Raw genomic sequence first — 23,168 nt, 5'->3', positions numbered from 1 at the left:
CGGCCGCACCGGCCCCCACCGACCGGAGGCACCATGGTCGACCTCAGCGACCTGCTCACGGACCTGGCCGACGAGTCCGCCCAGCTGGACGCCCTGGTGGCCACACTGCCCGCAGCCGACTGGGCGAGGCCGACCCCCGCGCCGGGCTGGAGCATCGGGCATCAGATCGCACACCTCGCCTGGACCGACCACGTGGCACTGTTGGCCGCCACCGACGCGGAGGCGTTCTACGCGACGGTGACCTCCGCGCCGGACGTGACGCGGATGGTCGACGCGGGGGCCGAGGAGTTCCTGGCACCGCCGGCCGAGCTGCTCGCCCGCTGGCGGGCCGGACGAACCGCGCTCGTCGACGCGCTGGCCGCCGTTCCGGCCGGTGACAAACTGCCCTGGTACGGCACCCGGATGTCGGCCACCTCGATGGCCACCGCCCGGCTCATGGAGACCTGGGCACACGGCGGGGACGTCGCCGAGGCCCTCGGCGTGGTCCGCCCCGACAGCGACCGGCTTCGGCACGTGGCGCACCTGGGCGTGCGTACCCTCGGGCACGGTTTCATCGCGCACGGCCGGGAGGCGCCGACGGCGCCGGTCCGGGTCGAGCTGGTCGGGCCCGGCGGCGACACGTGGAGCTGGGGCCCGGCGGACGCCGCCGACCGGGTCACCGGCCCGGCCCGGGACTTCTGCCAGCTGGTCACCCAGCGCCGACACCGTACGGACCTCGCACTGGTCGCCACCGGGCCGGTCGCCGACGACTGGCTCGACGTGGCACAGGCCTTCGCCGGGCCGCCGGGTGACGGCCGCAAGCCGGCCGGCGGGAACGGGGTACGGGCATGATCCGTATCGGCAACGCCTCCGGCTTCTACGGCGACCGGTTCACCGCCTGGCGGGAGATGCTCGACGGCGGTGAGCTGGACGTGCTGACCGGCGACTACCTGGCCGAGTTGACCATGCTGATCCTGGCCCGGGATCGTCTCCGTGACAGCGACCTGGGCTACGCGAAGACGTTCCTGCGGCAACTGGAGACCTGCCTCGGCACCGCCCTCGACCGAGGGGTGCGGATCGTGACCAACGCCGGCGGGTTGAACCCGGCCGGCCTGGCCGCGGCCATCGAGAAGCTCGCCAACCGGCTCGGCCTGCCGGCCCGGATCGGATACGTCGAGGGCGACACGATCCAGCGGCCGGACGCGTTGAGCGCTAACGCCTACCTCGGCGCGTTCGGGATCGCCGCCTGCCTGGACGCGGGTGCCGACGTGGTGGTCACCGGCCGGGTCACCGACGCGTCGCTGGTGGTCGGCCCGGCCATCGCCTGGTACGGGTGGGGCCGCGACGACCTCGACGAGCTGGCCGGGGCCACCGTCGCGGGGCACCTCGTCGAGTGCGGCGCACAGGTCACCGGCGGCAACTTCAGCTTCTTCACCGAACTGCCCGACGGCGGTCACCGGCCCGGGTTCCCGATCGTCGAGGTGCACTCCGACGGCTCGTCGGTGGTCACCAAACATCCGGGCACCGGTGGCGCGGTCACCGTGGAGACGGTCACCGCCCAACTGCTCTACGAGATCGGCGGGCCGTCCTATCTCGGGCCGGATGTGGTCACCCGACTGGACACCGTGGCGCTGCACGCCGACGGGCCGGACCGGGTCCGGGTCTCCGGCGTACGGGGCACGCCGCCACCGCCAACCCTCAAGGTGGGCGTCAACAACCTCGGCGGCTTCCGCAACTCGATGACGTTCGTCCTCTGCGGTCTGCACATCGAGGCGAAGGCGGCACTGGTCCGAGGGCAGATCGAGGAGGCGGTGGGCGCTGACGGGCTGGAGTTCACGCTGGCCCGCACCGACCACGAGAACGCCGCCGACACCGAGGCGGCCAGCGCCCTGCTGCACGTACACCTGCGTGACGGCGACAAGACGCGGGCCGGTCGGGCGTTCTCGGCCGCCGCGGTGGAGTTGGCCCTGGCCTCGTACCCGGGCTGCACCCTGACCACGGTGCCCGGCGACGCGACACCGTACGGCGTCTTCACCGCCGACGCGGTGCCGCAGGACGCGGTGGCGCACGTCGCGGTGCTGCCCGGTGGCGAGCGGGTGCCGATCGCCCCGCCGATCCGCACCGCCCCCACAGCGCAGGACGAGCCCGCCTCGGGTGACGAGGTGGCGGTCAACGGCTCGACCCGGCGCGGGGCGCTCGGCGAGGTGGTCGGCGCGCGCTCCGGGGACAAGGGCGGGGATGCCAACCTCGGTGTCTGGGCGCGTTCCGACGCCGGGTACGCCTGGCTGCGGGCCTGGCTGACAGTCGACCGGCTGGCGGAACTACTGCCGGAGACCGCGCCGCTGACCGTGCGGCGCTACGAGTTGTCGAACCTGCGTGCTGTCAACTTCGTGATCGAGGGTCTGCTCGGCGCGGGGGTGGCCGCGTCCACCCGGTTCGACCCGCAGGCCAAGGCGCTCGGCGAGCTGCTGCGCGCCCGGATCGTCGACCTGCCGGCCGACCTGTCGACGGAGGCGCGATGAGCATCGTGGACACCCCGGAGCGCCGGCAACTGCGCGAACTGACCCGGGCGTTCGTGACCCGGGAGGTGTTGCCGCACCTGGACGACTGGGAGCGGGCCGGCGAGGTGCCCCGGGCGTTGCACGCGACCGCCGCGAAGCTCGGCCTGCTCGGCATCGGCTTCCCGGAGTCGGTCGGTGGCAGCGGCGGTGACCTGCTCGACTCGATCATCGTGACCGAGGAGCTGATCCGCTCCGGCGGCTCGTCCGGGCTGGTGGCGGCCCTGTTCACGCACGGGATCGCGTTGCCGCACATGGTCGCGGCGGCCGGTGCCCGCACCGGCGGCTCGCTGGGCGGTCGGCTCGGCGGCACCGCGTCCCCAGCCGACGACAGCCTGATCGAGCGGTACGTCCGGCCCACCCTGTCCGGCACGATGATCGGGGCGCTGGCCATCACCGAGCCGGACGGCGGTTCGGACGTGGCGGGCATCCGCACGACCGCCCGCCGCGACGGCGACCACTACGTGGTGAACGGGTCGAAGACGTACATCACCAGCGGCCACCGGGCCGACTTCGTGACCACCGCCGTGTGTACCGACTTCCCCGGCAGCGGTGAACTCACCCTGCTGGTCATCGACAAGGGGTCGCCCGGGTTCACCGTGGGACGCCGGTTGGAGAAGCTGGGCTGGCACTGCTCGGACACCGCCGAGCTGTCCTTCGCTGACGTACGGGTGCCGGTCGCCAACCGGATCGGCGCGGAGAACACCGGCTTCCTGGCGATCATGCAGCACTTCGCTGCGGAACGGCTGTCGCTGGCGACCCAGGCGTACGCGACCGCGCAGCGCTGCGTCGAGCTGGCGGTGCGTTGGTGCCGGGACCGGGAGACCTTCGGGCGTCCGCTGGCCAGCCGGCAGCTGATCAGGCACCGGTTGGCCGAGATGCACACCCGCACCGAGGCGGCCCGGTCGTACGTGCACGACGTCGCCGCTCGGGTGGCTGCCGGCGAGCCGGTGGTGACCGAGGTGGCGATGGCCAAGAACATGGCGGTGGCCGCCTGCGACCACGTCGTCGACCAGGCGTTGCAGCTGCACGGCGGCTTCGGCTACCTGCGCGACGCCGAGGTGGAGCGGCACTACCGCGACGCGCGGATCCTCGGCATCGGCGGCGGCACCACCGAGATCATGAACGAGATCATCGCGAAGGGCATGGGCTTATGACGATCCTGGACAGCTCGGTCGACCCGTCCGCGCCCTCGTATGTGGCGAACCGGGCGGCGTTGCTGGAGCGGCTGGCCGAGTTGGACGCCGCGCTGGACCAGGCGCGGGCCGGTGGTGGCGAGAAGTACGTGACCCGGCACCACGCCTGCGGCAAGCTGCTCCCCCGGGAGCGGATCGAGCTGCTGGTGGACGCCGACAGCCCTTTCCTGGAGTTGTCGCCGGTCGCCGCGTACGGCTCGGACTTCCCCGTCGGAGCCAGCGTGGTCACCGGTATCGGGGTGGTCGAGGGCGTGGAGTGCCTGATCGTCGCGAACGATCCGACCGTACGCGGCGGCGCTGTCAATCCGTGGTCGCTGGCGAAGACCCGGCGGGCCGGCGAGATCGCGCTTGCCAACCGGCTGCCCATGGTCAACCTGGTCGAGTCGGCCGGGGCGGATCTGCCCACCCAGGCGGAGATCTTCATCCCCGGTGGTCGGGTGTTTCGTGACCTCACCCGGCTCTCGGCGGCGGGCATCCCCACTGTCAGCGTGGTCTTCGGCAACGCGACGGCCGGTGGCGCGTACGTGCCGGGGATGTCCGATCACGTGATCATGATTCGGGACCGGTCCCAGGTCTACCTGGCCGGTCCGCCGCTGGTGAAGATGGCGACCGGCGAGGTCACCGACGACGAGTCGTTGGGTGGAGCGGCGATGCACGCCGGCACGTCCGGGCTCGCCGATCACCTGGCCGCCGACGAGCGGGACGGCATCCGGCTGGCCCGGCAGTGTGTCCGCCGGCTGAACTGGCGTAAGCAGGGCCCGTCGCCGCGTACGGCGGTGCCGCAGCCGCCGAAGTACGACCCGGAGGAGTTGCTCGGCATCACCAGCGCCGACCTGAAGGTGCCGTTCGACCCCCGGGAGGTGCTGGCCCGGATCCTCGACGGCAGCGACTTCGACGAGTTCAAGCCGGCGTACGGGGACGCGCTGGTCACCGGTTGGGGCGAGCTGCACGGGTACCCGGTGGGGGTGCTGGCGAACGCCCGAGGGGTGCTGTTCAGCGCGGAGGCGCAGAAGGCGGCCCAGTTCATCCAGCTCGCGAACGCCTCGGACACCCCGTTGATCTTCTTGCAGAACACCACCGGCTACATGGTCGGCACCGAGTACGAGCAGCGCGGCATCATCAAGCACGGCGCCCTGATGATCAACGCGGTGTCGAACTCGACGGTGCCGCACCTGACGGTGAACCTGGGTGCCTCGTACGGGGCCGGCAACTACGGCATGTGCGGCCGGGCGTACGAGCCGAGGTTCCTGTTCACCTGGCCGAACGCGAAGTCGGCGGTGATGGGCCCGGCGCAGCTCGCGGGGGTGCTGTCCATCGTGGCCCGGCAGGCGGCTGCCGCCCGGGGGCGCGACTACGACGAGGAGTCCGACGCGGCGATGCGGATGATGGTCGAGCAGCAGATCGAGTCGCAGTCCGGGGCACTCTTCCTCTCCGGCCGGCTCTACGACGACGGGGTGATCGATCCTCGGGACACCCGGACCGTCCTCGGGCTCTGCCTCTCGGCGATCCACAACGGACCGGTGAAGGGCGCCGACGGTTTCGGCGTCTTCCGGATGTAGGCACCGTGAGCGCGAGGAACGCAGCGAAGCGGAGTCCCGCAGTCGCGAACGAAAGGCAGGCTCAGGGGACCATGATCAACCGACTGCTCGTGGCCAACCGGGGCGAGATCGCCCGTCGGATCTTCGCCACCTGCCGTGCGATGGGCGTGCAGACCGTCGCCGTGCACTCGGACGCGGACGCCGACGCGCCGTTCGTCGCCGAGGCCGACCAGGCGGTCCGGCTGCCCGGGAACACGCCGGCCGAGACGTACCTGCGGGTGGATCTGATCCTGGACGCGGCCCGGCGCACCGGCGCGGACGCCGTCCATCCCGGTTACGGGTTTCTCGCCGAGAACGCCGAGTTCGCGGCGGCGGTGACCGACGCCGGCCTGACCTGGGTCGGGCCGCCGGCCAAGGTGATCGCCGCGATGGGCGACAAGCTGGCGGCGAAGGCGCTGCTCGCCGAGGCGGGCGTGCCGATGCTGCCCAGTTGGACCGACCCGGACGAGATCACGGACTTCCCGGTGCTGGTGAAGGCGTCGGCCGGCGGTGGCGGCCGGGGGATGCGGATCGTCCGGACCGCCGACGAGCTGGCCGAGGCGGTCGCCTCCGCGCGCCGCGAGGCGGCTGCCGCGTTCGGCGACGGCACTGTCTTTATCGAGCGGTACGTCGAGCGCGGCCGGCACGTCGAGGTGCAGATCTTCGGCGACACCCACGGTCGGGTGGTGGCGCTCGGCGACCGGGAATGCTCGATCCAGCGGCGGCACCAGAAGATCGTCGAGGAGGCACCGGCGGTCGTACCGGAGCGGGTGCGGACGGCGTTGCACGAGGCGGCGGTGGCGGCCGGGCGAGCGGTGGACTACCTGGGCGCGGGCACTGTGGAGTTCCTGCTCGCCCCGGGTGGCGAGTTCTTCTTCCTGGAGATGAACACCCGGCTCCAGGTGGAGCACCCGGTCACCGAGCTGTGCACCGGCCTGGACCTGGTGGGGTTGCAACTGCTCGTCGCCGAGGGTGAGCCGCTGCCGGCGGACCTTCCGGGGAGCACCGGGCACGCGATCGAGGTGCGCCTGTGCGCCGAGGACGCGGCGGCGGGGTGGCGGCCGGACACCGGGACGCTGCACCGGTTCAGCGTCGGCGCGGTGGTGACCGAGTTCGGTGGGCTGGCCGGGCCGGGGCTGCGGCTCGACTCGGGTGTGGTGGCCGGCTCGGTGGTCGGGGTGCACTACGACTCGATGCTCGCGAAGCTGATCGCCTGGGGTCGTACCCGGGCGGAGGCGACCCGGCTGCTGGCCGGCGCGCTGACCCGGGCCGAGCTGCACGGGGTGACCACCAACCGGGACCTGCTGGTCCGGGTGCTGCGCAGCCCCGCGTTCGCCGCCGTGGAGATCGACACGGGTTTCCTGGACCGGCACCCGGGGGTCTTCGACCCACTGCTCCCCACCGAGCAGGTGCCGCTCACCGCCCTCGCCGCCGCGCTGGCGGGCGCGGCGCACCGTCGGGCGACCGCGCCGGTGCTGTCCGGGCTCCCTTCCGGGTGGCGCAACGTGCCCGCCGTCCCGCAGGTCACCCGCCTCGTCCAGTCGGACGGCCACGAGATCGAGGTCCGCTACCGCCTGGACCGGACCGGCCGGCTCGCGGACTGGGGCAGCACAGCCCCGGGCTCCGACGCCGCTGGGTCGGCGGACCCGCCGGCAGTGGCGCTGGTTCAGGCCGCAGCGGACCGGGTGGTGCTCGACGTCGACGGGGTTCGGCGCGGGTACCGCGTACACCGGGTGGGGTCGGCTGTCTTCGTGGACGGCCCGGACGGGGCGGCGAGCCTGACCGAGCTGCCGCGCCTTCCCCTGCCCACGACGGAAGTGGGTGCGGGGTCGCTGCTCGCGCCGCTGCCCGGCGCGGTGACCCGGGTGCACGTCCAGGTCGGCCAGCGGGTCAGGGCCGGCGATCCGCTGCTCACGTTGGAAGCGATGAAGCTGGAACATCCCGTGCTCGCCCCGATCGACGGTGTGGTCGCCGAGTTGCCGGTGCCGACCGGTGGTCAGGTGCAGGCGGGCGCAGTGCTGGCCGTCATCGACAGCTCCCCCGCATCCGCCGATCTGGAGCCGTCGAATCCCGAGGAGGACCCCCGATGACCTTCGACCTCACCCCCGAACAGGACCAGTTGCGCGACGCCGTGCGGGCCCTGGGCCGCCGCTACGGCCACGGCTACTTCGTCGAGAAGGCGAAGGCCGGTGAGCACACCACCGAGTTGTGGGCCGAGGCGGGACGGCTCGGCTACCTGGGGGTCAACATCCCCACCGAGTACGGCGGCGGGGGCGGCGGCATCACCGAACTGGCCATCGTCTGCGAGGAGTTGGCGGCGGCCGGTTGCCCGTTGCTGCTGCTGGTGGTCTCCCCAGCCATCGCGGCGACCGTGATCAACCGACACGGCACCGAGGAGCAGCGCAAACGGCACCTGCCGGGCCTGGCCGACGGCTCCCAGAAGATCGTCTTCGCGATCACCGAGCCGGAGGCCGGTTCCAACTTCCACCGGCTCGGCACGGTGGCCCGGCGCGACGGTGGCGACTGGGTGCTCAACGGTCGCAAGTGCTACATCTCCGGAGTCGACGAGGCCGGGCACGTGCTGGTGGTGGCGCGTACCGAGGATTCCTCGACCGGCAAGCTCAAGCCGGCGCTGTTCCTGGTGCCGACCGACGCGGCCGGGCTGACCCGGTCCAAGCTGGACATGGAGATCGTGTCTCCGGAGAACCAGTTCCTGCTCTACCTGGACGACGTGCGGGTGCCCGCCGACGCGCTGCTCGGTGAGTCGCTGGACGCGGGACTGCCGGCACTCTTCGCCGGGCTCAACCCGGAGCGGATCACGGTGGCCGCGATGGGCGCCGGCACCGGCCGGTACGCCATCGAGCGGGCCAGCGAGTACACCGCCACCCGCAAGGTCTGGGGTGGTCGGACCATCGGCACCCACCAGGGCGTGTCGCACCCGCTGGCCCACGCGGCGGTGCAGGTGGAGCTGGCCCGGCTCATGATCCAGAAGGCGGCCACGCTGTACGACGCTGGCCGCGACCTGGAGGCCGGGGTGTCCGGCAACATGGCCAAGTACGCGGCCGGTGAGGCCGCCGCGCTCGCCGTGGACACCGCCGTCCAGGTGCTCGGCGGGGCCGGCATGACCACCGAGTACGGGGTGGCGACCCTGCTCGGCGCGGTCCGGGCCGGCCGGATCGCCCCGGTCAGCCGCGAGATGATCCTCAACTTCGTGGCCCAACACGTCCTCGGCCAGGACAAGTCGTACTGACCCGGCCTGCACGGCCACGCCGATCTTGCAGTTTCGGTCGTCGATATGCGTGAGATGCCCTTTACGTCGGGACAGTAGTGCAAGATCGCGGCATAAGGGGCGGGACGGGGTCAGGCCGGCGTACGGCAGGCGGCGTCGATGCGGTGGACCGGGCGGACCCGACGACCCATGCCTTCCAACAGTGAATCCTCGACGTGAAAGTCGTGAATGCGCAGTTGGTGGCGGGGCAACTCCTCCTCGCTCGGGCACAGCACCTGGGCGCGGACCTGATCGACAGGGACGTACCGGACCCCACCCCGTTCCTGGAGAATCACCATGTTGACGTCGTCGGTGGTGACCACGTGCCCGCGGACGTCCTCGGTGGGCCCACTCTCCGGGCCCACGGTGGTGACGGTCAGCGGCAGCACCGGTGTGCTGATCACCGGCACCGCTGCCCAGACCAGGGTGGCGAGCACCGCCACCTCGGTCACCGACGCCAGCGGCCGGATCACCATGCCCGGCAGCGGCCCCGCGATGAACAGGGCCAGCAGCGGAGGCACCACGATGAGCGCGATCACCAGCAACTCGCCACCCTGCTGCACCGCCGCACGCAGAGTCGGCAGCATCAGCCAGCCGTACCCGGCGAGCAGCGCGCCGATCAGCAGCAGCCGAGGCACCACCCGTTCGTGCAGCCGCCCGGGGCGCAGCTGGAACGCGGCCACGAACGCCGGCAACAGCAGCGGAAGGTAGAGCAACGGCCAGGTGATCAGGGCGAGCAGGAAGCTGGCCAGCACCACCCAGGCCGGCGTGATGTCGGCCCAGCGGGCGAAGAGCGGGCGACGCCGGGCGCCCGGCGGGAGTCGGTCCGCGCTGACGGCCAGCACCGCGCCGAGCGCGAACACCGCGACCAGGCCGGTGGAGAGCAGCCGGGCCGCCGTGGTCAGGAAGCCGGCGAGCAGGTTGACCGGCCCGACGTTGGCCACCAGCAGCAGCGTGGTCTGAAGCTCGCCGCCGGCCTCCACGCCGAGGCGGAGCACCGAGAAGATCGCGGGTACGCCCACCACGGCGGTCCAGAACGACTGGCTGGCTCGGGCCCGCCGCTCCGCCGGATCCCAGCGGACCCGCCCGGGCTGCACCTCGGCGACGACCGGTTCGGCCGGTTCGGCGACCGGCACGGCGGCCGGCCAGGCAACCTCACCGTCCGGATTGGCCGGTGGAGGGTCGACGACCGGTGCTGCGGTGACCGTACCGTCGACTCTCGGCGCCTCGGCAGCGCCGCCGGGCACGGAGCTGCGGGGCGGCGGCACCGGCCCGTCGCCGCCGGTGGCGGTCGGTGCCGCGCTCACTTCGCGGGCGCCTTGTCGTCGAAGTCGACGAGCTTCGGCACCTCCAGCGGCTGCGGCTGGCGCTTCTCGGCCTTCAGCCACGGGCCGAGGGTTCGGTTGTACGCGGTCTGCCAGGGGCTGGCATCCCCGTCGCGACCCTGCTCGTAGCTCTTCTGCAGGAAGTACGCGACCAGGTCGCGCAGCGCGGGATCACCGATCGGCACGCCGATGCCCAGCAACTCGCTGGTGCCGAACGGCATGTCGACGATCTCGAACTCCTTGGGGAAGCTGGCCAGGAAACCGGCGAGGATCGACTCGTCGGAGCTGACCGCGTCGTAGCGCCCCTTCCGGATGCCGTCGACGCAGTCGCCGACGTCCTTGACCACGAACGTCTTGACCTGGTGCTTCTCCAGCTCGGCCTCGGTGGTGGAGCCGCCGCTGGTGCAGACCTTGTAGGCCGGGTCGCGCAGGTCCTCAATGGTGCGGATCTTGTCTTTGAGTCGGACCGGCACCATCACCTCCTGCGTGGTGACGAAGTACGGCCCGGCGAAGCTGACCAGCTTCTTACGGTCCTCGGTCATGGAGAAGCTGGACACCACCAGGTCGACGGTGCCGCCCTGGAGCGACGGGATGCGGTCCTCGGTGGCGACCGACACGAACTCCAGCCGCTGCTCACCCTCGTAGCCGAGGGAGGCCGCGATGTACCGGGCGATCTCGACGTCGAACCCGACGTGCTGGCCGTTTCGCAACTCACCCATGAGCGGCTCGTTCGTGGCGACACCGATGCGCAGCTTCGACTGACCGTAGATGTGGGTCTCGCGCATCTTCTCCTGCACCGACGACAACTCCGGTTCCTTGCGGCTGTCGCAACCGGCGGCAGCGGCCAGGGTGAGAGTCAGGGCGACCGCCAGCGTCGACGCGATCGAGCGGAGCCGGGATTGCGAACTGCCTGAGCTCATGGGCGACCTCGCTGCCGGAAGAGCCTGCGGGACACTGAGAGTAGCGGTTCTTGTCCAGTCCGTGTGGGTGCCGTGGGCCATGTCGGCCGGGTCGGCCGGGATCGACGCCGATCGGCACGACAGTCGGCTCTGCGGTTGACAGCCGGCCTCGTCACGACATGCTGGACGGGTGAGCCGATTGCCCAGACCCGATGCGCGCACAGTGGCGGTGCTCGCGGCGCTCGGAGCCCTTGCGCCGCTGGTCATGCTGGTCGTGTGGCGCCGGCAGGATCTGCTCGGCGTGGTTCTCGCGCTGCTCTGCGTGCTGATGACCATGGTCGCCGGGGTGGCCGTCTCCGCCGCTCGTCAGGTCGACGGTCCGGAGCCGGTGGACCGGTCGGCAGCCGTCGGGCCGCCCGAGCTGATGCCGTACGGCATCGACGCGGACACCCTCGACGCGTTGGACAGTCGGGACGCGTTGCGTGCGGTGCGTGACCGCCGACGCGGGTCGAACGGCCTCAGCGGCCGGTGAGCGTGGGCGCGGTGAGGGCGTCCACGCCGCGCCCCGCCAGACACCGGTAGGTCCGGTCGATGCTGCCGTCGACCGGCGGTAGCACCTCCAGGTGCCAGCCGGTCACCTCGGCGATCCCGGTGGTCAGTCGGAACGTGGTGACGCTGCACACCTGCCGCACCGGTTCAGCGGCGGCCACCTCGTCGTAGGTGGCGCCGACCAGCGACACCGGCAGGATGCCCTCGGCGTACGTCTCCCAGGTGTGTCGGCCGGCGCAGGACAGCCGGGCCGCCTCGGCGCGGCTGCCGCGGATCCGCATCGGGCCGAAGCACTCCAGCTCGGGCAGGCACCGGGCGCCCTCGGGCAGGGCGGTGGGCCCACCGGTGCCGGTCGCGCAGCCGGGCAACGGCCCGGTCGCCGGCGCGGCGATCTGGGTGGCGGACGGGTACGGGGTGGGTGGTGGCGCCCGGTCCGCGACCCAGGCCCCGGCGGTCGCGGAGGCGGCCAGGGCGAGCACCCCGATGCCGCCGAAGAGCCACCGCCGCCAACGCCGGCCGGTGGAGAGGGTCGGCTGGGTGTCCTCAACGGGTGGGCGGGGCACCGGCTGGCTGGCCGCGTACGGGCCGGACAGCGTCGCGCCCCCGCTGATCGGAGCGCCGCTGACCGGTGCCGACGGCGAGCCGAGCGGCAGGTTGCTGAGCAGGTCGTGCAACTCCAGGGCGGAGGGGCGCTCGCCCGGGTCGTTGGCCATGCCCGCGCGCAGCACGTCGATCAGCTCGTCCGGCACGCCCGGCAGGGCGGGGAGCGGCTGGTTGAACATCTCCAGCACGGTGACCAGGCTCGGGTTGCGCTCGGACTGCCAGCGCGGCGGTCGGCCGTGCATCACCGCGTAGAGGGTGGCGCAGAGCGCGTACACGTCGACGGCCGGCGATGGCGGGCTGTGGCTGAACATCTCCGGCGGCGCGTACGCCGGGGTGAGCACCTCGAGGGTGACCGAGGCGTCCCGGTGCTCGGCGAGGACGGCGAGCCCGAAGTCGGCGAGCACCGCCGAGTTGAAGCCCGAGTAGAGGATGTTGGCCGGTTTCACGTCCCGGTGCAGCACCCCCGCGGCGTGCGAGTGGGCCAGGGCGTCCGCGATCTTGATGCCCAGGTCGCGGGCCTCCACCGGGCCCAGCGGCGAGGTGCGCATCCGTTCGGCGTACGAGCCGTCGCAGAGTTCCATGATCAGGTAGGGGTGCTGATCGATGGTGACCCCCACGTCGAAGAGGTCCACCACGTGCGGGTGTGACGACATCCGCCCGGCGGCCCGCGCCTCGCGCAGGAAGCGGGCCTGGTCGCGCTCGCTGTCCAGCGTCCGGTTCTCGACCTTGACGGCGACCTCGCGGTCCACGGAGATCTGGGTGGCTTGGTAGACGGTCGCGTACCCGCCCCGGGCAAAGACCCGCAAATCAGTCAGGCCGGGCACGATCGGCACGCGCACGCCGCCGGTCGGGGAGTCGGTCACCGCTCGAAAATACCCAACCCGACCGATGGCTCAGCGCGCCGCGTCCGCCGGAGCCGCACCGGTGGGACCGGTACCCTCCTCGGCGACCGCGGTCGTCCCGGCACCCTCGGACGTTCCGGACCCGCCGGCCGGGATGCCCCGTCGGGCATCCAGACGCAGACCGATGGCGGTGGCGACCGCGCCCAGCCCCTCCCACGCCGCCACCCCGAAGAACCGGTCGGGGGCGATGTCGGCCAGCACCGCGATGGTGAACACGGTGAACGTGACCAGCCGGAAGACCACTGTGAAGCGGAAGAACACCCGCCACTCGGTCACCGTGGCGAGCAGGTAGTAGACGCCCATGTTGAACGCCGCCATCGACGACGCCAGCAGGAACGTCCCGGTGTGGTCACCGACGGCCCGCGTCGCCGGCACCTCGAACCCGAGCATGCGCAGCTGTGCCTCCGGCCAGAGCAGCCCGACCGCGCCCATCACCAGCGCCAGCACGCCGAAGACCGCGATGGTCCAGCCCGCGATGGATCGCGGCAGCTTCATGAAGGGCCTCCCCAGGCACGGCGACGGTCACCACTGTGGACCCGTACGCGGTGGTGACACGCTAGCCCCTCACCCCGGGCACCACATCCCCAGAACCGGCAGAACCTGCACCCTCCCCGGGACGGTTCAGACCAGTGCGGCCAGGCGGGCGTGGAGGGCGTCCGCCGCGGCCCGCTCGCTGCGCTGCTCGGTCGCGTACGCCAGGCGGACCGCCTCCTGCGCACAGGACAGCGCCTCCGCCGGGCGTCCGCAGGCGGCCAACGCCTCGGCCAGCACACTCGCCGCGATCACCTGGCTGCGCACGTCCTCGGCGGGTGCGCCGACCGCTCGGCGGGCCCAGTCCAACGCCTGCTCCCGCTGACCGTGCGCGAGCAGCGCCGCAGCGTACTGGGCCATCGTCTGGCGGCGGGAGAAGAGCAGCGAGGGTGCGTTGGCGGCGGCAGTGGCCACCGGAGCGAGCAGTCCCACAGCGGTCGCCGAGTCGCCGGCGGCGAGCCGGGCCGTCGCCAGCAGCACCCGGGGCGCCACCTGCGCCGGGGCCTGCGGGTTGTGCGGCTCCACGGCGGTCAGCACCGCCCGGGCCACCTGCTCGGCCGTCTCGCAGTCGCCCATGTCCAACGCGACGAAGCCCCGCAGCGTCCCGGCCATCCCGGTGAGCAGCGGGTGCGAGGTGCGCTCCGCGTACGCCAGGGCGTCGGTGAGCAGGTCGGCCGCGTGCTCCGGCTCGCCCAGCCCGCGCGCCACCACCGCCCGCACCACCAGGGCGAAACCTCGGCCCCAGTCGTCGGAGGCGGCAGCGAACTCCCGGTACGCCCGCCGGGCCTCCCGGTCCGCCTCGGCCAGATCGCCCAGCTCGGCGGTGGCGAACGCCGCCACCGCGCGCAACGTCCCCACCGCCCACGCCTCGCCGACCCGCTCACCGAACGGCAGGAACACCTGCGCCATCCGACACGCCTCGCGCAGTCGACCGGCGAGCAGCCGGGCGAACGCCGTGGTGCCGCGCAACCAGGCCCGCCCGTACGGATCCTTCAGCTCGGCGAAGAGCCGGGCCGCCCGGCCGAGCACCGCGTCGGTGCCGGCGAAGTCACCCCGGGTGGTGGTCACCCAGGCCAGGTTCTGCAGGGACCACGCCTGCCCGCGCCTGTCCTGGACGCCCAGGCTCACCTGGTACGCGGCCGCCAACCGACTGCTCGCCTGACTCAACCGCCCGGCCACGAAGTCGGCCATGCCGAGCCGGCGCATGGCCGTGGCGCGCTGGGTGGGCAGCTGACCCTCCGTGGCCACCTGCAACGCCTCCTGCCAGGCGGTCACCGCCCGGCCCTGGTCCCCGAGGGTCTCCTGGGCCTGCCCCGCCAGCAGCAGGGCGCTGACCCGGGTGGCCTCGTCCCGCGCGTTCGCGGCGATCTTCTCGGCGTACGCCAACGCGTCGGAGACCCGGCCGACCTGGAGCAACGCCCGGGCGTGCACCACCTGGTCGGCGGCCGGCACCCCGTCGCGGGCCAGTTCGGTGGCGCGCTCGGCGTACTCGACGGCCATTGCCGGCTCACCGGCGGACAGCGACCGGCGCGCGGCCCGGCCGAGCGCGGCGACGCCGAGCGGAACCACCGCCCGGGCCGGCGCGTCCGGACGCAGCTTCACCGCGTCGGCGAGCGTGGCGGCCCGCTCGACGTGCATCGCCACGAAGTCGTCCCGGGCCTCGTCGGTGAACCCGCCCACCGTGCTCGGCGTGGCATCGTCCACCGGTGCCGCCCAGCGGGCCAGCGCGGCGTGCCGCTCAGCCAACTCGGCCTTGCTCACCCCGGCGTACGCGGCCTCCCGCATGAGCGGCGTCGCGAACGAGTAGCCGGCACGCGAGCGGTGCAGCATCCGGCGTTGCAGCAACTCCTCGACCGCCCGGTCGAGTTCGACGGCGACCACCGCCGACGGCCGGCCGTCGCGACCGGCCCGCTGCTCGCGCATCGCCTCCAGCGCGCCGGTCGGCACCGTGTCACCGGTGACCGCCGCGTCGCGCAGCACCGACCGGGCGTCCGGCGGCAGCGCGTCGATCCGGGCCGCCAGCACGGCGGCGAGGTCGCGGGAGAGCAGCCGGCTGCCCAGCGAACCCGGCACCAACCGCCAACTGGCCGTCCCGCTCTGCTCCCGATCACCGGAACCGGACCGCTCCACGGCGACGCCGCGGACGGACGCGGCACCGGCACCGCGCACCGACTCGGTGGTGAGCGCACCCCGCTCGATCAGCAGGGTGACCAGTTCGGCCAGGTAGAACGGGTTGCCCTGGGCGGTGGCGAGCAACCGGTCGGCGTCGGCCTGGGGCAGCTTGCCGCCGCCGAGGTAACTCGTCAGCAGCCGGGCCGCGTCGGCGCCGCGCAGCGGCGGCAACGAGTGCACCTCGGCGTCCGCGACCCGGGTCAGCGCTCCGGCGGTACGCACCAGTTCGGGGCGGCCGAGCAGCAGCACCAGCACCGGGCCGGTGAGCCTGGACAGCGTCAACCCGAGGGCCCTGATCGTCTCTGCGGTGGCATCGTGCAGGTCGTCCACCACGATCACCAGCGGGGCCTCCGAGGCGAGCCCGCTGAGCAGGTCGGCGACCGCGTTCGGCACCACTTCGGCATCCGCGGCCGGGGTACCCGACCCGCCCCACTCGCCGCTGTCGGTGCCGCCGTGCGCCGGGAGTTCGGCATAGCCGAGCAGGGCGAGCAGCTGCTCGGTGGCGATCGGCGCGGTCTCCGCACCGGATCGGGCGAGCCGCTGCCCGAGCCGACGCAGCCGCTCCTCCACCGCCGGGCGGGTCAGTGCGGTGGACGCGTCGCTGGGCAGGCCGACAGCGGCCCGCACCAGGTCGGCGAGGGGCGCGAGCCGGCGCCGCTCGCCGAACGCGGCACAGCGCACCGAGAGCACCCGGGCCCCGGTGTGCGCCGCGTACCGGCCGGCACCGACGTCGTACCCGGCGGCGAGGCGCTCCACCTCGGCGGCGAACCGGGACTTGCCGATACCCGCCTCGGCGGTCATCAGCAGTACCCGTGGGTCGCCCTGGTCGATCACCTCGGCGAGCCGGCCGGCGACCCGACCGATCTCCGTCTCCCGGCCGACGTACGGCGCCTCGTCGCCGAGCCCCGAGCGGGTGCCCGGCGCGTCCAGCAGACCCAACAGCTCGTACGCCTCGACCGGTTCACGCTTGCCCTTGAGCCGCAGTGGGCGCAACGCCCGCCAGGAGGAGACGTGCCTGGTCGCCGCGGCGGTCCGCCCGCCGGCGTAGACGGCTCCGACCGCGGCGGCGTCGGCGAGCCGGGCCGCGGTGTTCACCGTGTCGCCGATGACCGTGTACTCGATGGCGGCCTGGATGCCCGCGATGACGTCGCCGGTGTTCAACCCGACCCGCAGCCCGAGCGGCGCGCCGCCGCCCCGCTCGTCGTCGAGCACCCGGCGGACGGCCCGCTGCATGGACAGGGCGGCCCGCACGGCGCGTTCGGCGTCGTCCTCGTGCGCCACCGGGGCGCCGAAGACCGCCATGATGCCGTCACCGGTCAGCTTGTCGACGTGCCCGCCGAAGGTCTTCACCGCACCGGCGAGGGCGGCGAGCACCCGGTCGGTGACCGCGCCGACGCGTTCCGGGTCGAGGTCCTCCGACCAGGAGGTGAACTCGGAGAGGTCGCCGAAGAGCACGGTGACCACCCGACGCTCGGCCGCCGGCAACGTGGCGGCGGCCGGCAGCGCGGCACCGCAGTTGTGGCAGAACCGCGCACCGGGAACGGCAACGGTTCCACACACGGGGCAGGTCACATGTGCTCCAACCCACTGACCCCGGGCGGGGATTCCCCGGTGTCGACGCCCAGATACTCCAGCTGGGCACGGACCGACCATTCGGCCGCCCACCAGAGCGAGCGGTCCACGTCCGCGTAGACCGCTGCCACCACGTCGGCGGGAGTGTGGGCACCGGCGGCGACCGCCGCCCGGACCTGGTCGAGCCGGGCCCGACGGTGGGCGAGGTAGAAATCGGCGGCGGCGGCGCAGTCGGCCAGCGCCGGGCCGTGTCCGGGCAACGCCGGAATCCCCCGGTACGCGGACAGCAGCTCCAGGCTGGTCAGGTAGTCACCGAGGTGCCCATCCGGGTGGGCGACCACGGTGGTGCCCCGGCCGAGGATGGTGTCGCCGGTGAGCACCACCCGCTCGTCGTCGTGCTCGACCAGGAAGCAGACCGAGTCGGCGGTGTGCCCCGGCGTCGGCAGCGGACGGATGCGCAGACCGAAGTCACCGAAGCTCTCGCCCGGCCCGGTCAGCGGTTCCACGCCGATGGTGTGCGCCGGGTCGACGGCGAGGACGGGCACCGCGCCGAGCAGCTCGCTCAGCCGGGCGGCGCCCTCGGTGTGGTCGGGATGGCCGTGGGTGATCAGGATCAGCCCGACCGGACCGTGCTCGACGATCCGGGTCAGGTGCCCCTCGTCGGCCGGCCCCGGGTCGACCACGGTGGCGTACTCGGCGGCCGGGGCGCGCAGCACCCAGGTGTTGGTGCCGTCGAGGGTCATCGGCCCCGGGTTGGGGGCACGCAGCAGCGAAACCCAGCGGGGCAACTCGTCGGCAAGCGCCGCCACCGCCCCCGTCACGTGCCCGCTCATGGCTGCGATCGTACGACCCCGCCCGCCACACCCCACGATCTTGCACTGGCGGCCCCTGATTCATCCCCGTTCAGGGTTTTCGTCCGAGCAGAAAGTGCAAGATCGCGGGGCGATGGGGACGCGTCAGGCGACCTCGACGATCAGTTCGATCTCCACCGGGGCGTCGAGGGGCAGCTCGGCCACACCTACCGCACTACGCGCGTGGCGGCCGGCCTCCCCGAAGACGGTGCCGAGGAGGTCGGAGGCACCGTTGATCACGGCGGGCTGACCGGTGAAGCCGGGCGCGGAGGCCACGAACCCGGTCACCTTCACCACCTTGACCACGTTTTCCAGGCCGACCAGCGAGTCGACAGCGGCCAGCGCGTTGAGCGCACACCGCTGGGCCAGATCCTTCGCCTGCTCGGCGGAGATCCCGGCGCCGACCTTGCCGGTCCCGAGCAGCTTGCCCTCGGCCATCGGCAACTGGCCGGAAACGTACACGTGCTGCCCGGACTGCACGGCCGGGACGTAGCTGGCCACCGGCGGCACGACCTCGGGCAGTTCGAGGCCGAGTTCGGCGAGCTTCGCGTGCGGACCGTTGCTCACGCCTTCGGCCGCTTCAGGTAGGCGACCAGCTGGTCCGGGTTCGGGCCGGGGACCACGGCGACGAGCTCCCACCCGTCCTCGCCCCAGTTGTCGAGGATCTGCTTGGTCGCGTGGACCAGCAGCGGGACCGTGGAGTATTCCCACTTCTGCATCGCTGAAGGGCTCCCTCTCGGTGCGGAATTGTTCGAGGGACAGCCTACGGTCCGCTGGCGGGACGGGGTACGGGACGCTGCTCCGACGTGGCCGGCAGTTCCCCGCAGCGCCCTTCGTGCTCGTACCCCTGGGGGCAGCGGGACCGGTCCGGCAGCAGCAGGTCGCAGAAGACCCGGTGCCGGTTGTTCTGATCGTCGGCATTGGACACGGTGGTCTCGCCGGCGTCCAGCTCGGGCAGGAACCCCAGGGACACCGCGACCCGTCCGGCCAGCACCGTCGCCGCCGCCAGGTTCGGCACCCGGATCGGCAGATGGATGACGAAGCCCGGCTCGTCGTCGTCGCGGATCCGCTCGACGGGCTGGCTCGGCACCCGGGCCGCCTCCGCCTGCTCCGGCGTCCGGCGGTACGACCGTTCGTTGATCGGCTGGTTGGTGACCTGCCCGCCGGCCTCGGCCACGGTCCCCGGCCGGCGGGGCCGGTCGTTCGTCGGGAAGTGGGTACGAGGAACGTTGTCCGCGTCGCGCATGCACTGCCTCCGGTCGTACCTCTCGGACCATGCTTCCGGCCCGGCCCCATTCGTCCGTTCCGGCCCCCGCACCGGGGACGAAGGTAGGTCTGTGGCCCCAGTCCCGCCAACAGGACGCGCACAAGAGGTCACCAACAGTCACATATGCGACACACCGCAGGTCGGGGGCCCGACACCGGAACCGACCCGGGTACCGCTCACCGGATCGCTGGACCTCCCGGGCAGGCAGGGGCGACACCGAGGGGGTCATCGACCGCTACCCTTCCGGTCGGACGGTCGCGCAGCGCCCGGACGCCCGCTCGATCACGCTCGGCGCCAGGGGTGGCGGCGGGCGCCGCACCCCTGGGGGAAAGACATGACCCACCCGCCCAGCGGCGACCAGGCCGGCCCACCCGTCCACCCGCCGGCGCACCCGGATCAGCCCGGCGCGCCGGGTGTCCCCAGCCAGTCCACCCCCACCCCGCCGCCGGGGCAGCCCAGTCTCCCCGCGCCCCCCGCCCGGGCGGCGCTGCCCGCCGCCCCGGCCTCGGCCGCCGCGCCGACGTCGGGCACCCCGAACCCCTCGCCGATCCCCCCGGCCCCGCCGGCCTACCCGCCCTACCCGGGCACGGCCGAGCCGAAGAAGAAGCGCGGCCTGCTGATCGCGGCCATCGCACTCGTTGTGATCATGGTGCTGTGCGTGGGCGGCGGCGTGGTGGCCTTCCTGACCCTGCGCAATGCCGAGACCGGCGAGGGCGCCAAGGAGCCGGCGGTCGCCGTCGACGAGTTCCTCACCGCGATCTACAAGGACCGCGACGCGACAAAGGCCGCCAGTCGCGTCTGCGCCGCGGCCCGCGACGACGACAAGATCGCCGCGAAGGTCGCCGAGGTGGACAAGTACGCCTCCGCGTACCAGAACCCGCGCTTCCGGTGGACCACCCCGAAGGTGGACAACCAGACCGGGGAACGGGCCACCGTCTCCACCCGGCTCACCATGACCACCGCCGACGAGAAGGTGGCCGACCAGGAACTGCGCTTCACTGTGGTGCAGAAGACGGGTTGGTGGGTCTGCGAGGTCGCGTGACCCCGATGCCTGGATAGGCTCGACGGGTGTGTGCAGCTGAGCGCCCGATCGACCCGGCCGGTGCCGGATGGCCTGCCCGTCTCCACGTGGTGACCGGCAAGGGCGGCACCGGTAAGACCAGCGTGGCGGCGGCGCTGGCCCTCGCGCTCGCTGCCGGGGGTCGGCGCACCCTGCTGGTCGAGGTCGAGGGGCGGCAGGGCATCGCGCAGCTGTTCGGCATCGACCCGCTGCCCTACGAGGAGCGGCACCTCGCCGACGCGCCGGACGGCGGTGAGGTGCGGGCGCTCGCGGTGGACGCCGAGGAGGCGCTGCTCGAGTACCTGGACATGTTCTACAAGCTGGGCGCGGCCGGCCGGGCACTGCGCAAGCTCGGTGCCATCGACTTCGCCACCACCATCGCGCCCGGCCTGCGCGACGTCCTGCTCACCGGCAAGGTGAAGGAGGCCACCACCCGCACCAACGGGCAGCGGCGCGCGTACGACGCCGTGGTGCTGGACGCCCCGCCGACCGGGCGGATCGGCCGGTTCCTCAACGTGACGGCGGAGACCGCCCGGCTGGCCAAGGTGGGCCCGATCAAGACCCAGAGCGAGGGGGTGGCCGCGTTGCTGCGGTCCCCGATGACCGCTGTGCACGTGGTCACGCTGCTGGAGGAGATGCCGATCCAGGAGACCGTCGACGCGATCGCCGACCTGACCGCGCTCGGCTTCGGCGTCGGGAAGGTGCTCGTCAACGGCGTCCGACCCCCGCTGCCCGCCGGGCAGGCGGTCACCGCCGCGGAGTTGCGGCGCGGACTGGTCGCCGCCGGGCTCCCGGCCGATCGGGACATCGTGGCCGGGCTGCACGACGAGGCACGTGACCAGGTCATCCGGCGCGAACTGGAGGATTCGCTCCGCGCCGACCTGGTGGAGTTGGGGCTGCCGATGATCGAGCTGCCGTTGCTGCCCGACGGGGTGGACCGGGCGGGGCTGGCGACGCTGGCCCAGGCGCTCGTCCGCGCCGAATGACTCACACCTGAGCGCAGCACGGGCGCGCGGGCCCACCGGCCCGATACGCTCGATTGGTGCCTTCCGAAGACGCGGCGCCGCAGCTGGACGTCGACCAGATCCTCGCCGATCCGGGCGTGCGGATCGTCGTGTGCTGCGGTGCCGGCGGAGTGGGAAAGACGACCACGGCCGCGGCGCTGGCGCTGCGGGCCGCCGAGCACCACGGCCGACGCACCGTGGTGCTCACCATCGACCCGGCCCGCCGGCTGGCCCAGTCGCTGGGCCTGACCGAGCTGGACAACACCCCTCGCCAGGTCAAGGGGATCGACATCGAGGGCAGCGGCGGCGAGTTGCACGCCATGATGCTGGACATGAAGCGCACCTTCGACGACGTGGTGTTGCAGCACACCGACCCGGCGAAGGCCGCGGAGATCTTCGCGAACCCGTTCTACCAGGCGATGAGCTCGACCTTCGCCGGCACTCAGGAATACATGGCGATGGAGAAGCTGGGTCAGCTGCACGCCCGGGGCGAATGGGACCTGATCGTGGTGGACACGCCACCGTCCCGTTCGGCACTTGACTTCCTGGACGCGCCGGCCCGACTCTCCCGTTTCCTCGACGGCCGGATGCTGCGACTGCTGCTGGCCCCGGCGCGAAGCGGCGGCCGGAGCATGTTCAGCCTGGTCACCGCCTCGTTCGGGATGTTCTCGAAGGTGGTGCAGAAGGTGCTCGGCGCGCAGCTGCTCACCGACCTGTCCGGCTTCGTGGCGGCGCTGGATTCGATGTTCGGCGGTTTCCGGCAGCGCGCCGAGCAGACGTACCGCATCCTGCAGGCGCGGGAGACGGCCTTTCTCCTGGTCGCGACGCCGGAGCCGGACGCGGTCCGGGAAGCCGCCTACTTCGCGGGCCGGCTGCGCGAGGAGCAGATGCCACTGGCCGGCCTGGTGCTCAACCGGGTGCACCGCCCGGCGGTCCCGGAGCTGGACGCCGAGCAGAGCCGGGTCGCCGCCGAGCGGCTGACCGAGCTGGGTGGGCACGAGGCCACCGCCGACGTGCTGCGGGCGCACGCGGCGCTGGCGCGCCAGGCGGTACGCGAGCAGCAGGTCGCCGCACGCTTCACCGAGGCGTTCCCGGCCGTGCCGGCGGTTTCGGTTACGGCGCAGCCCGCCGACGTGCACGACGTCGACGGGCTACGGACGATCGGCGCGGCGATCAGCCGGCCGTGACCGGCGTCAGTTGGCCGCGCTGACGAGAATCTTGTCCTTGCCGGCCTTGTCCTTGCTGTTCTTCTTCATCGCGGCCTCGAACATCTTGCGCCAGCTCGTCACCTGCGGGTGACGACGCAGCAGCGCCCGCCGTTCGCGTTCGGTCATGCCGCCCCACACACCGAACTCGATCCGGTTGTCCAGCGCGTCGGCCAGGCACTCGTACCGAACTGGGCAGCTCCGGCAGATCCGCTTCGCCACGTTCTGTTCGGCGCCCTGTACGAACAACGCGTCCGGGTCCCCGTTCTGACATGCCGCCAGTGACGGCCAGTCAGTGATCATGCCCATGTGTACACGTCCCCCCTTGCAGTACCTACCGACCTCGTCGATGCACGTCAGCCGGCAATTCCCCCCGATCGCCCGGCCCGCCTTCCCCAAGGCGGCGCGGACGACATGTGGCGCTGTCGCCGCCCCCATCATGCTCTGTAGTCGACCGATTACGCAACGTTGTCGACGAAATCCATCATTCCGGACACTCCCGGCTTCCCGGGCCTTCGACCGCCGGTTACCCCGCCGAGGTCAGCGATAACGCTGCGCCGCCTCACTGAATCGGAGGAGACTCACGCCAGGTCACACGCAACCAAGCACCGGGGGTCGTGCGTTTAGCACAACGAGGGCAGCGCGCGCAG

At 72.6% G+C, this 23,168-nt stretch carries 20 protein-coding genes; 10 read left to right on the top strand and 10 right to left on the bottom strand.

The window, feature by feature from the left end; all coding sequences use genetic code 11:
* The first annotated feature begins 33 nt into the window (after positions 1 to 33).
* The 6 genes from ACX27O_RS22460 (at position 34) to ACX27O_RS22435 (ending at position 8,560) form a co-directional block, all read left to right on the top strand.
* Positions 34 to 831: a TIGR03084 family metal-binding protein gene (locus ACX27O_RS22460; RefSeq protein WP_458940038.1), complete on the top strand. Its 798-nt coding sequence runs from the start codon at positions 34 to 36 to the stop codon at positions 829 to 831.
* A complete protein-coding gene (locus tag ACX27O_RS22455) occupies positions 828 to 2,501 on the top strand; it encodes an acyclic terpene utilization AtuA family protein (protein ID WP_210864884.1) in 1,674 nt (557 codons plus the stop codon). The genes ACX27O_RS22460 and ACX27O_RS22455 overlap by 4 nt, the downstream gene beginning before the upstream one ends.
* Positions 2,498 to 3,694 carry an acyl-CoA dehydrogenase family protein gene (locus ACX27O_RS22450; protein ID WP_210864885.1) on the top strand — a complete coding sequence of 399 codons (1,197 nt, stop codon included), beginning with the start codon at positions 2,498 to 2,500 and terminating at the stop codon, positions 3,692 to 3,694. Before ACX27O_RS22455 ends, ACX27O_RS22450 begins: the two co-directional genes overlap by 4 nt.
* Positions 3,691 to 5,292 (top strand): acyl-CoA carboxylase subunit beta, encoded by a 1,602-nt coding sequence (locus tag ACX27O_RS22445; protein ID WP_458940037.1) that lies wholly within the window; start codon positions 3,691 to 3,693, stop codon positions 5,290 to 5,292. Before ACX27O_RS22450 ends, ACX27O_RS22445 begins: the two co-directional genes overlap by 4 nt.
* A 71-nt stretch (positions 5,293 to 5,363) precedes the next feature.
* Positions 5,364 to 7,400, top strand: coding sequence for an acetyl/propionyl/methylcrotonyl-CoA carboxylase subunit alpha (locus ACX27O_RS22440; protein WP_458940036.1), 2,037 nt, complete (start codon positions 5,364 to 5,366; stop codon positions 7,398 to 7,400).
* Positions 7,397 to 8,560 carry an acyl-CoA dehydrogenase family protein gene (locus ACX27O_RS22435; protein WP_357636096.1) on the top strand — a complete coding sequence of 388 codons (1,164 nt, stop codon included), beginning with the start codon at positions 7,397 to 7,399 and terminating at the stop codon, positions 8,558 to 8,560. The genes ACX27O_RS22440 and ACX27O_RS22435 overlap by 4 nt, the downstream gene beginning before the upstream one ends.
* 110 nt (positions 8,561 to 8,670) lie before the next feature.
* On the opposite strand, the gene ACX27O_RS22430 is transcribed toward ACX27O_RS22435, so the two are convergent.
* Positions 8,671 to 9,885, bottom strand: a complete 1,215-nt coding sequence (locus ACX27O_RS22430; protein ID WP_458940035.1) for a hypothetical protein — start codon at positions 9,883 to 9,885, stop codon at positions 8,671 to 8,673.
* Entirely contained in the window at positions 9,882 to 10,823 is a 942-nt protein-coding gene (locus ACX27O_RS22425; RefSeq protein WP_458940034.1) for a transporter substrate-binding domain-containing protein, read from the bottom strand. Before ACX27O_RS22425 ends, ACX27O_RS22430 begins: the two co-directional genes overlap by 4 nt.
* Positions 10,824 to 11,001: 178 nt before the next feature.
* Between ACX27O_RS22425 and ACX27O_RS22420 the strand changes: the two genes are divergently transcribed.
* Positions 11,002 to 11,334 carry a hypothetical protein gene (locus ACX27O_RS22420; RefSeq protein ID WP_210864891.1) on the top strand — a complete coding sequence of 111 codons (333 nt, stop codon included), beginning with the start codon at positions 11,002 to 11,004 and terminating at the stop codon, positions 11,332 to 11,334.
* On the opposite strand, the gene ACX27O_RS22415 is transcribed toward ACX27O_RS22420, so the two are convergent.
* From ACX27O_RS22415 to ACX27O_RS22385, 7 genes are all read right to left on the bottom strand, one after another.
* Positions 11,321 to 12,817: a serine/threonine-protein kinase gene (locus ACX27O_RS22415; RefSeq protein ID WP_030328060.1), complete on the bottom strand. Its 1,497-nt coding sequence runs from the start codon at positions 12,815 to 12,817 to the stop codon at positions 11,321 to 11,323. The genes ACX27O_RS22420 and ACX27O_RS22415 overlap by 14 nt on opposite strands.
* A 30-nt stretch (positions 12,818 to 12,847) precedes the next feature.
* The gene (locus ACX27O_RS22410) at positions 12,848 to 13,351 is read right to left on the bottom strand and encodes a hypothetical protein (RefSeq protein ID WP_030328062.1); all 504 of its coding nucleotides are present in this window, start codon (positions 13,349 to 13,351) and stop codon (positions 12,848 to 12,850) included.
* Between the two features lie 126 nt (positions 13,352 to 13,477).
* The gene (locus ACX27O_RS22405) at positions 13,478 to 17,131 is read right to left on the bottom strand and encodes an adenylate/guanylate cyclase domain-containing protein (protein ID WP_458940033.1); all 3,654 of its coding nucleotides are present in this window, start codon (positions 17,129 to 17,131) and stop codon (positions 13,478 to 13,480) included.
* Positions 17,128 to 17,964, bottom strand: a complete 837-nt coding sequence (locus ACX27O_RS22400; RefSeq protein ID WP_030328066.1) for an MBL fold metallo-hydrolase — start codon at positions 17,962 to 17,964, stop codon at positions 17,128 to 17,130. Before ACX27O_RS22400 ends, ACX27O_RS22405 begins: the two co-directional genes overlap by 4 nt.
* A 123-nt stretch (positions 17,965 to 18,087) precedes the next feature.
* The gene (locus tag ACX27O_RS22395) at positions 18,088 to 18,549 is read right to left on the bottom strand and encodes a RidA family protein (protein ID WP_210857580.1); all 462 of its coding nucleotides are present in this window, start codon (positions 18,547 to 18,549) and stop codon (positions 18,088 to 18,090) included.
* Entirely contained in the window at positions 18,546 to 18,701 is a 156-nt protein-coding gene (locus ACX27O_RS22390; RefSeq protein ID WP_007466198.1) for a DUF4177 domain-containing protein, read from the bottom strand. The genes ACX27O_RS22395 and ACX27O_RS22390 overlap by 4 nt, the downstream gene beginning before the upstream one ends.
* A 44-nt stretch (positions 18,702 to 18,745) precedes the next feature.
* Positions 18,746 to 19,228, bottom strand: coding sequence for a hypothetical protein (locus ACX27O_RS22385; RefSeq protein WP_030328070.1), 483 nt, complete (start codon positions 19,226 to 19,228; stop codon positions 18,746 to 18,748).
* A gap of 355 nt (positions 19,229 to 19,583) precedes the next feature.
* Between ACX27O_RS22385 and ACX27O_RS22380 the strand changes: the two genes are divergently transcribed.
* From ACX27O_RS22380 to ACX27O_RS22370, 3 genes are read left to right on the top strand one after another with little or no spacing between them, the layout of a single operon-like run.
* The gene (locus ACX27O_RS22380) at positions 19,584 to 20,291 is read left to right on the top strand and encodes an Rv0361 family membrane protein (RefSeq protein WP_245233497.1); all 708 of its coding nucleotides are present in this window, start codon (positions 19,584 to 19,586) and stop codon (positions 20,289 to 20,291) included.
* 26 nt (positions 20,292 to 20,317) lie between these two features.
* A complete protein-coding gene (locus ACX27O_RS22375; protein ID WP_210864893.1) occupies positions 20,318 to 21,295 on the top strand; it encodes an ArsA-related P-loop ATPase in 978 nt (325 codons plus the stop codon).
* A 53-nt stretch (positions 21,296 to 21,348) separates the two neighbouring features.
* On the top strand, positions 21,349 to 22,500 hold the full coding sequence (locus tag ACX27O_RS22370) for an ArsA family ATPase (protein ID WP_458940032.1): 1,152 nt from the start codon (positions 21,349 to 21,351) through the stop codon (positions 22,498 to 22,500).
* A gap of 6 nt (positions 22,501 to 22,506) precedes the next feature.
* Here ACX27O_RS22370 and ACX27O_RS22365 read toward each other — a convergent pair whose 3' ends face one another.
* A complete protein-coding gene (locus ACX27O_RS22365; protein WP_030328078.1) occupies positions 22,507 to 22,827 on the bottom strand; it encodes a WhiB family transcriptional regulator in 321 nt (106 codons plus the stop codon).
* Positions 22,828 to 23,168 lie beyond the last annotated feature (341 nt).

The sequence above is a fragment of the Micromonospora sp. SD19 genome (genome assembly GCF_054462275.1).
The sequence above is the reverse complement of the archived record's forward strand: the minus strand, read 5'-3'. Positions and strand labels throughout refer to the sequence as shown.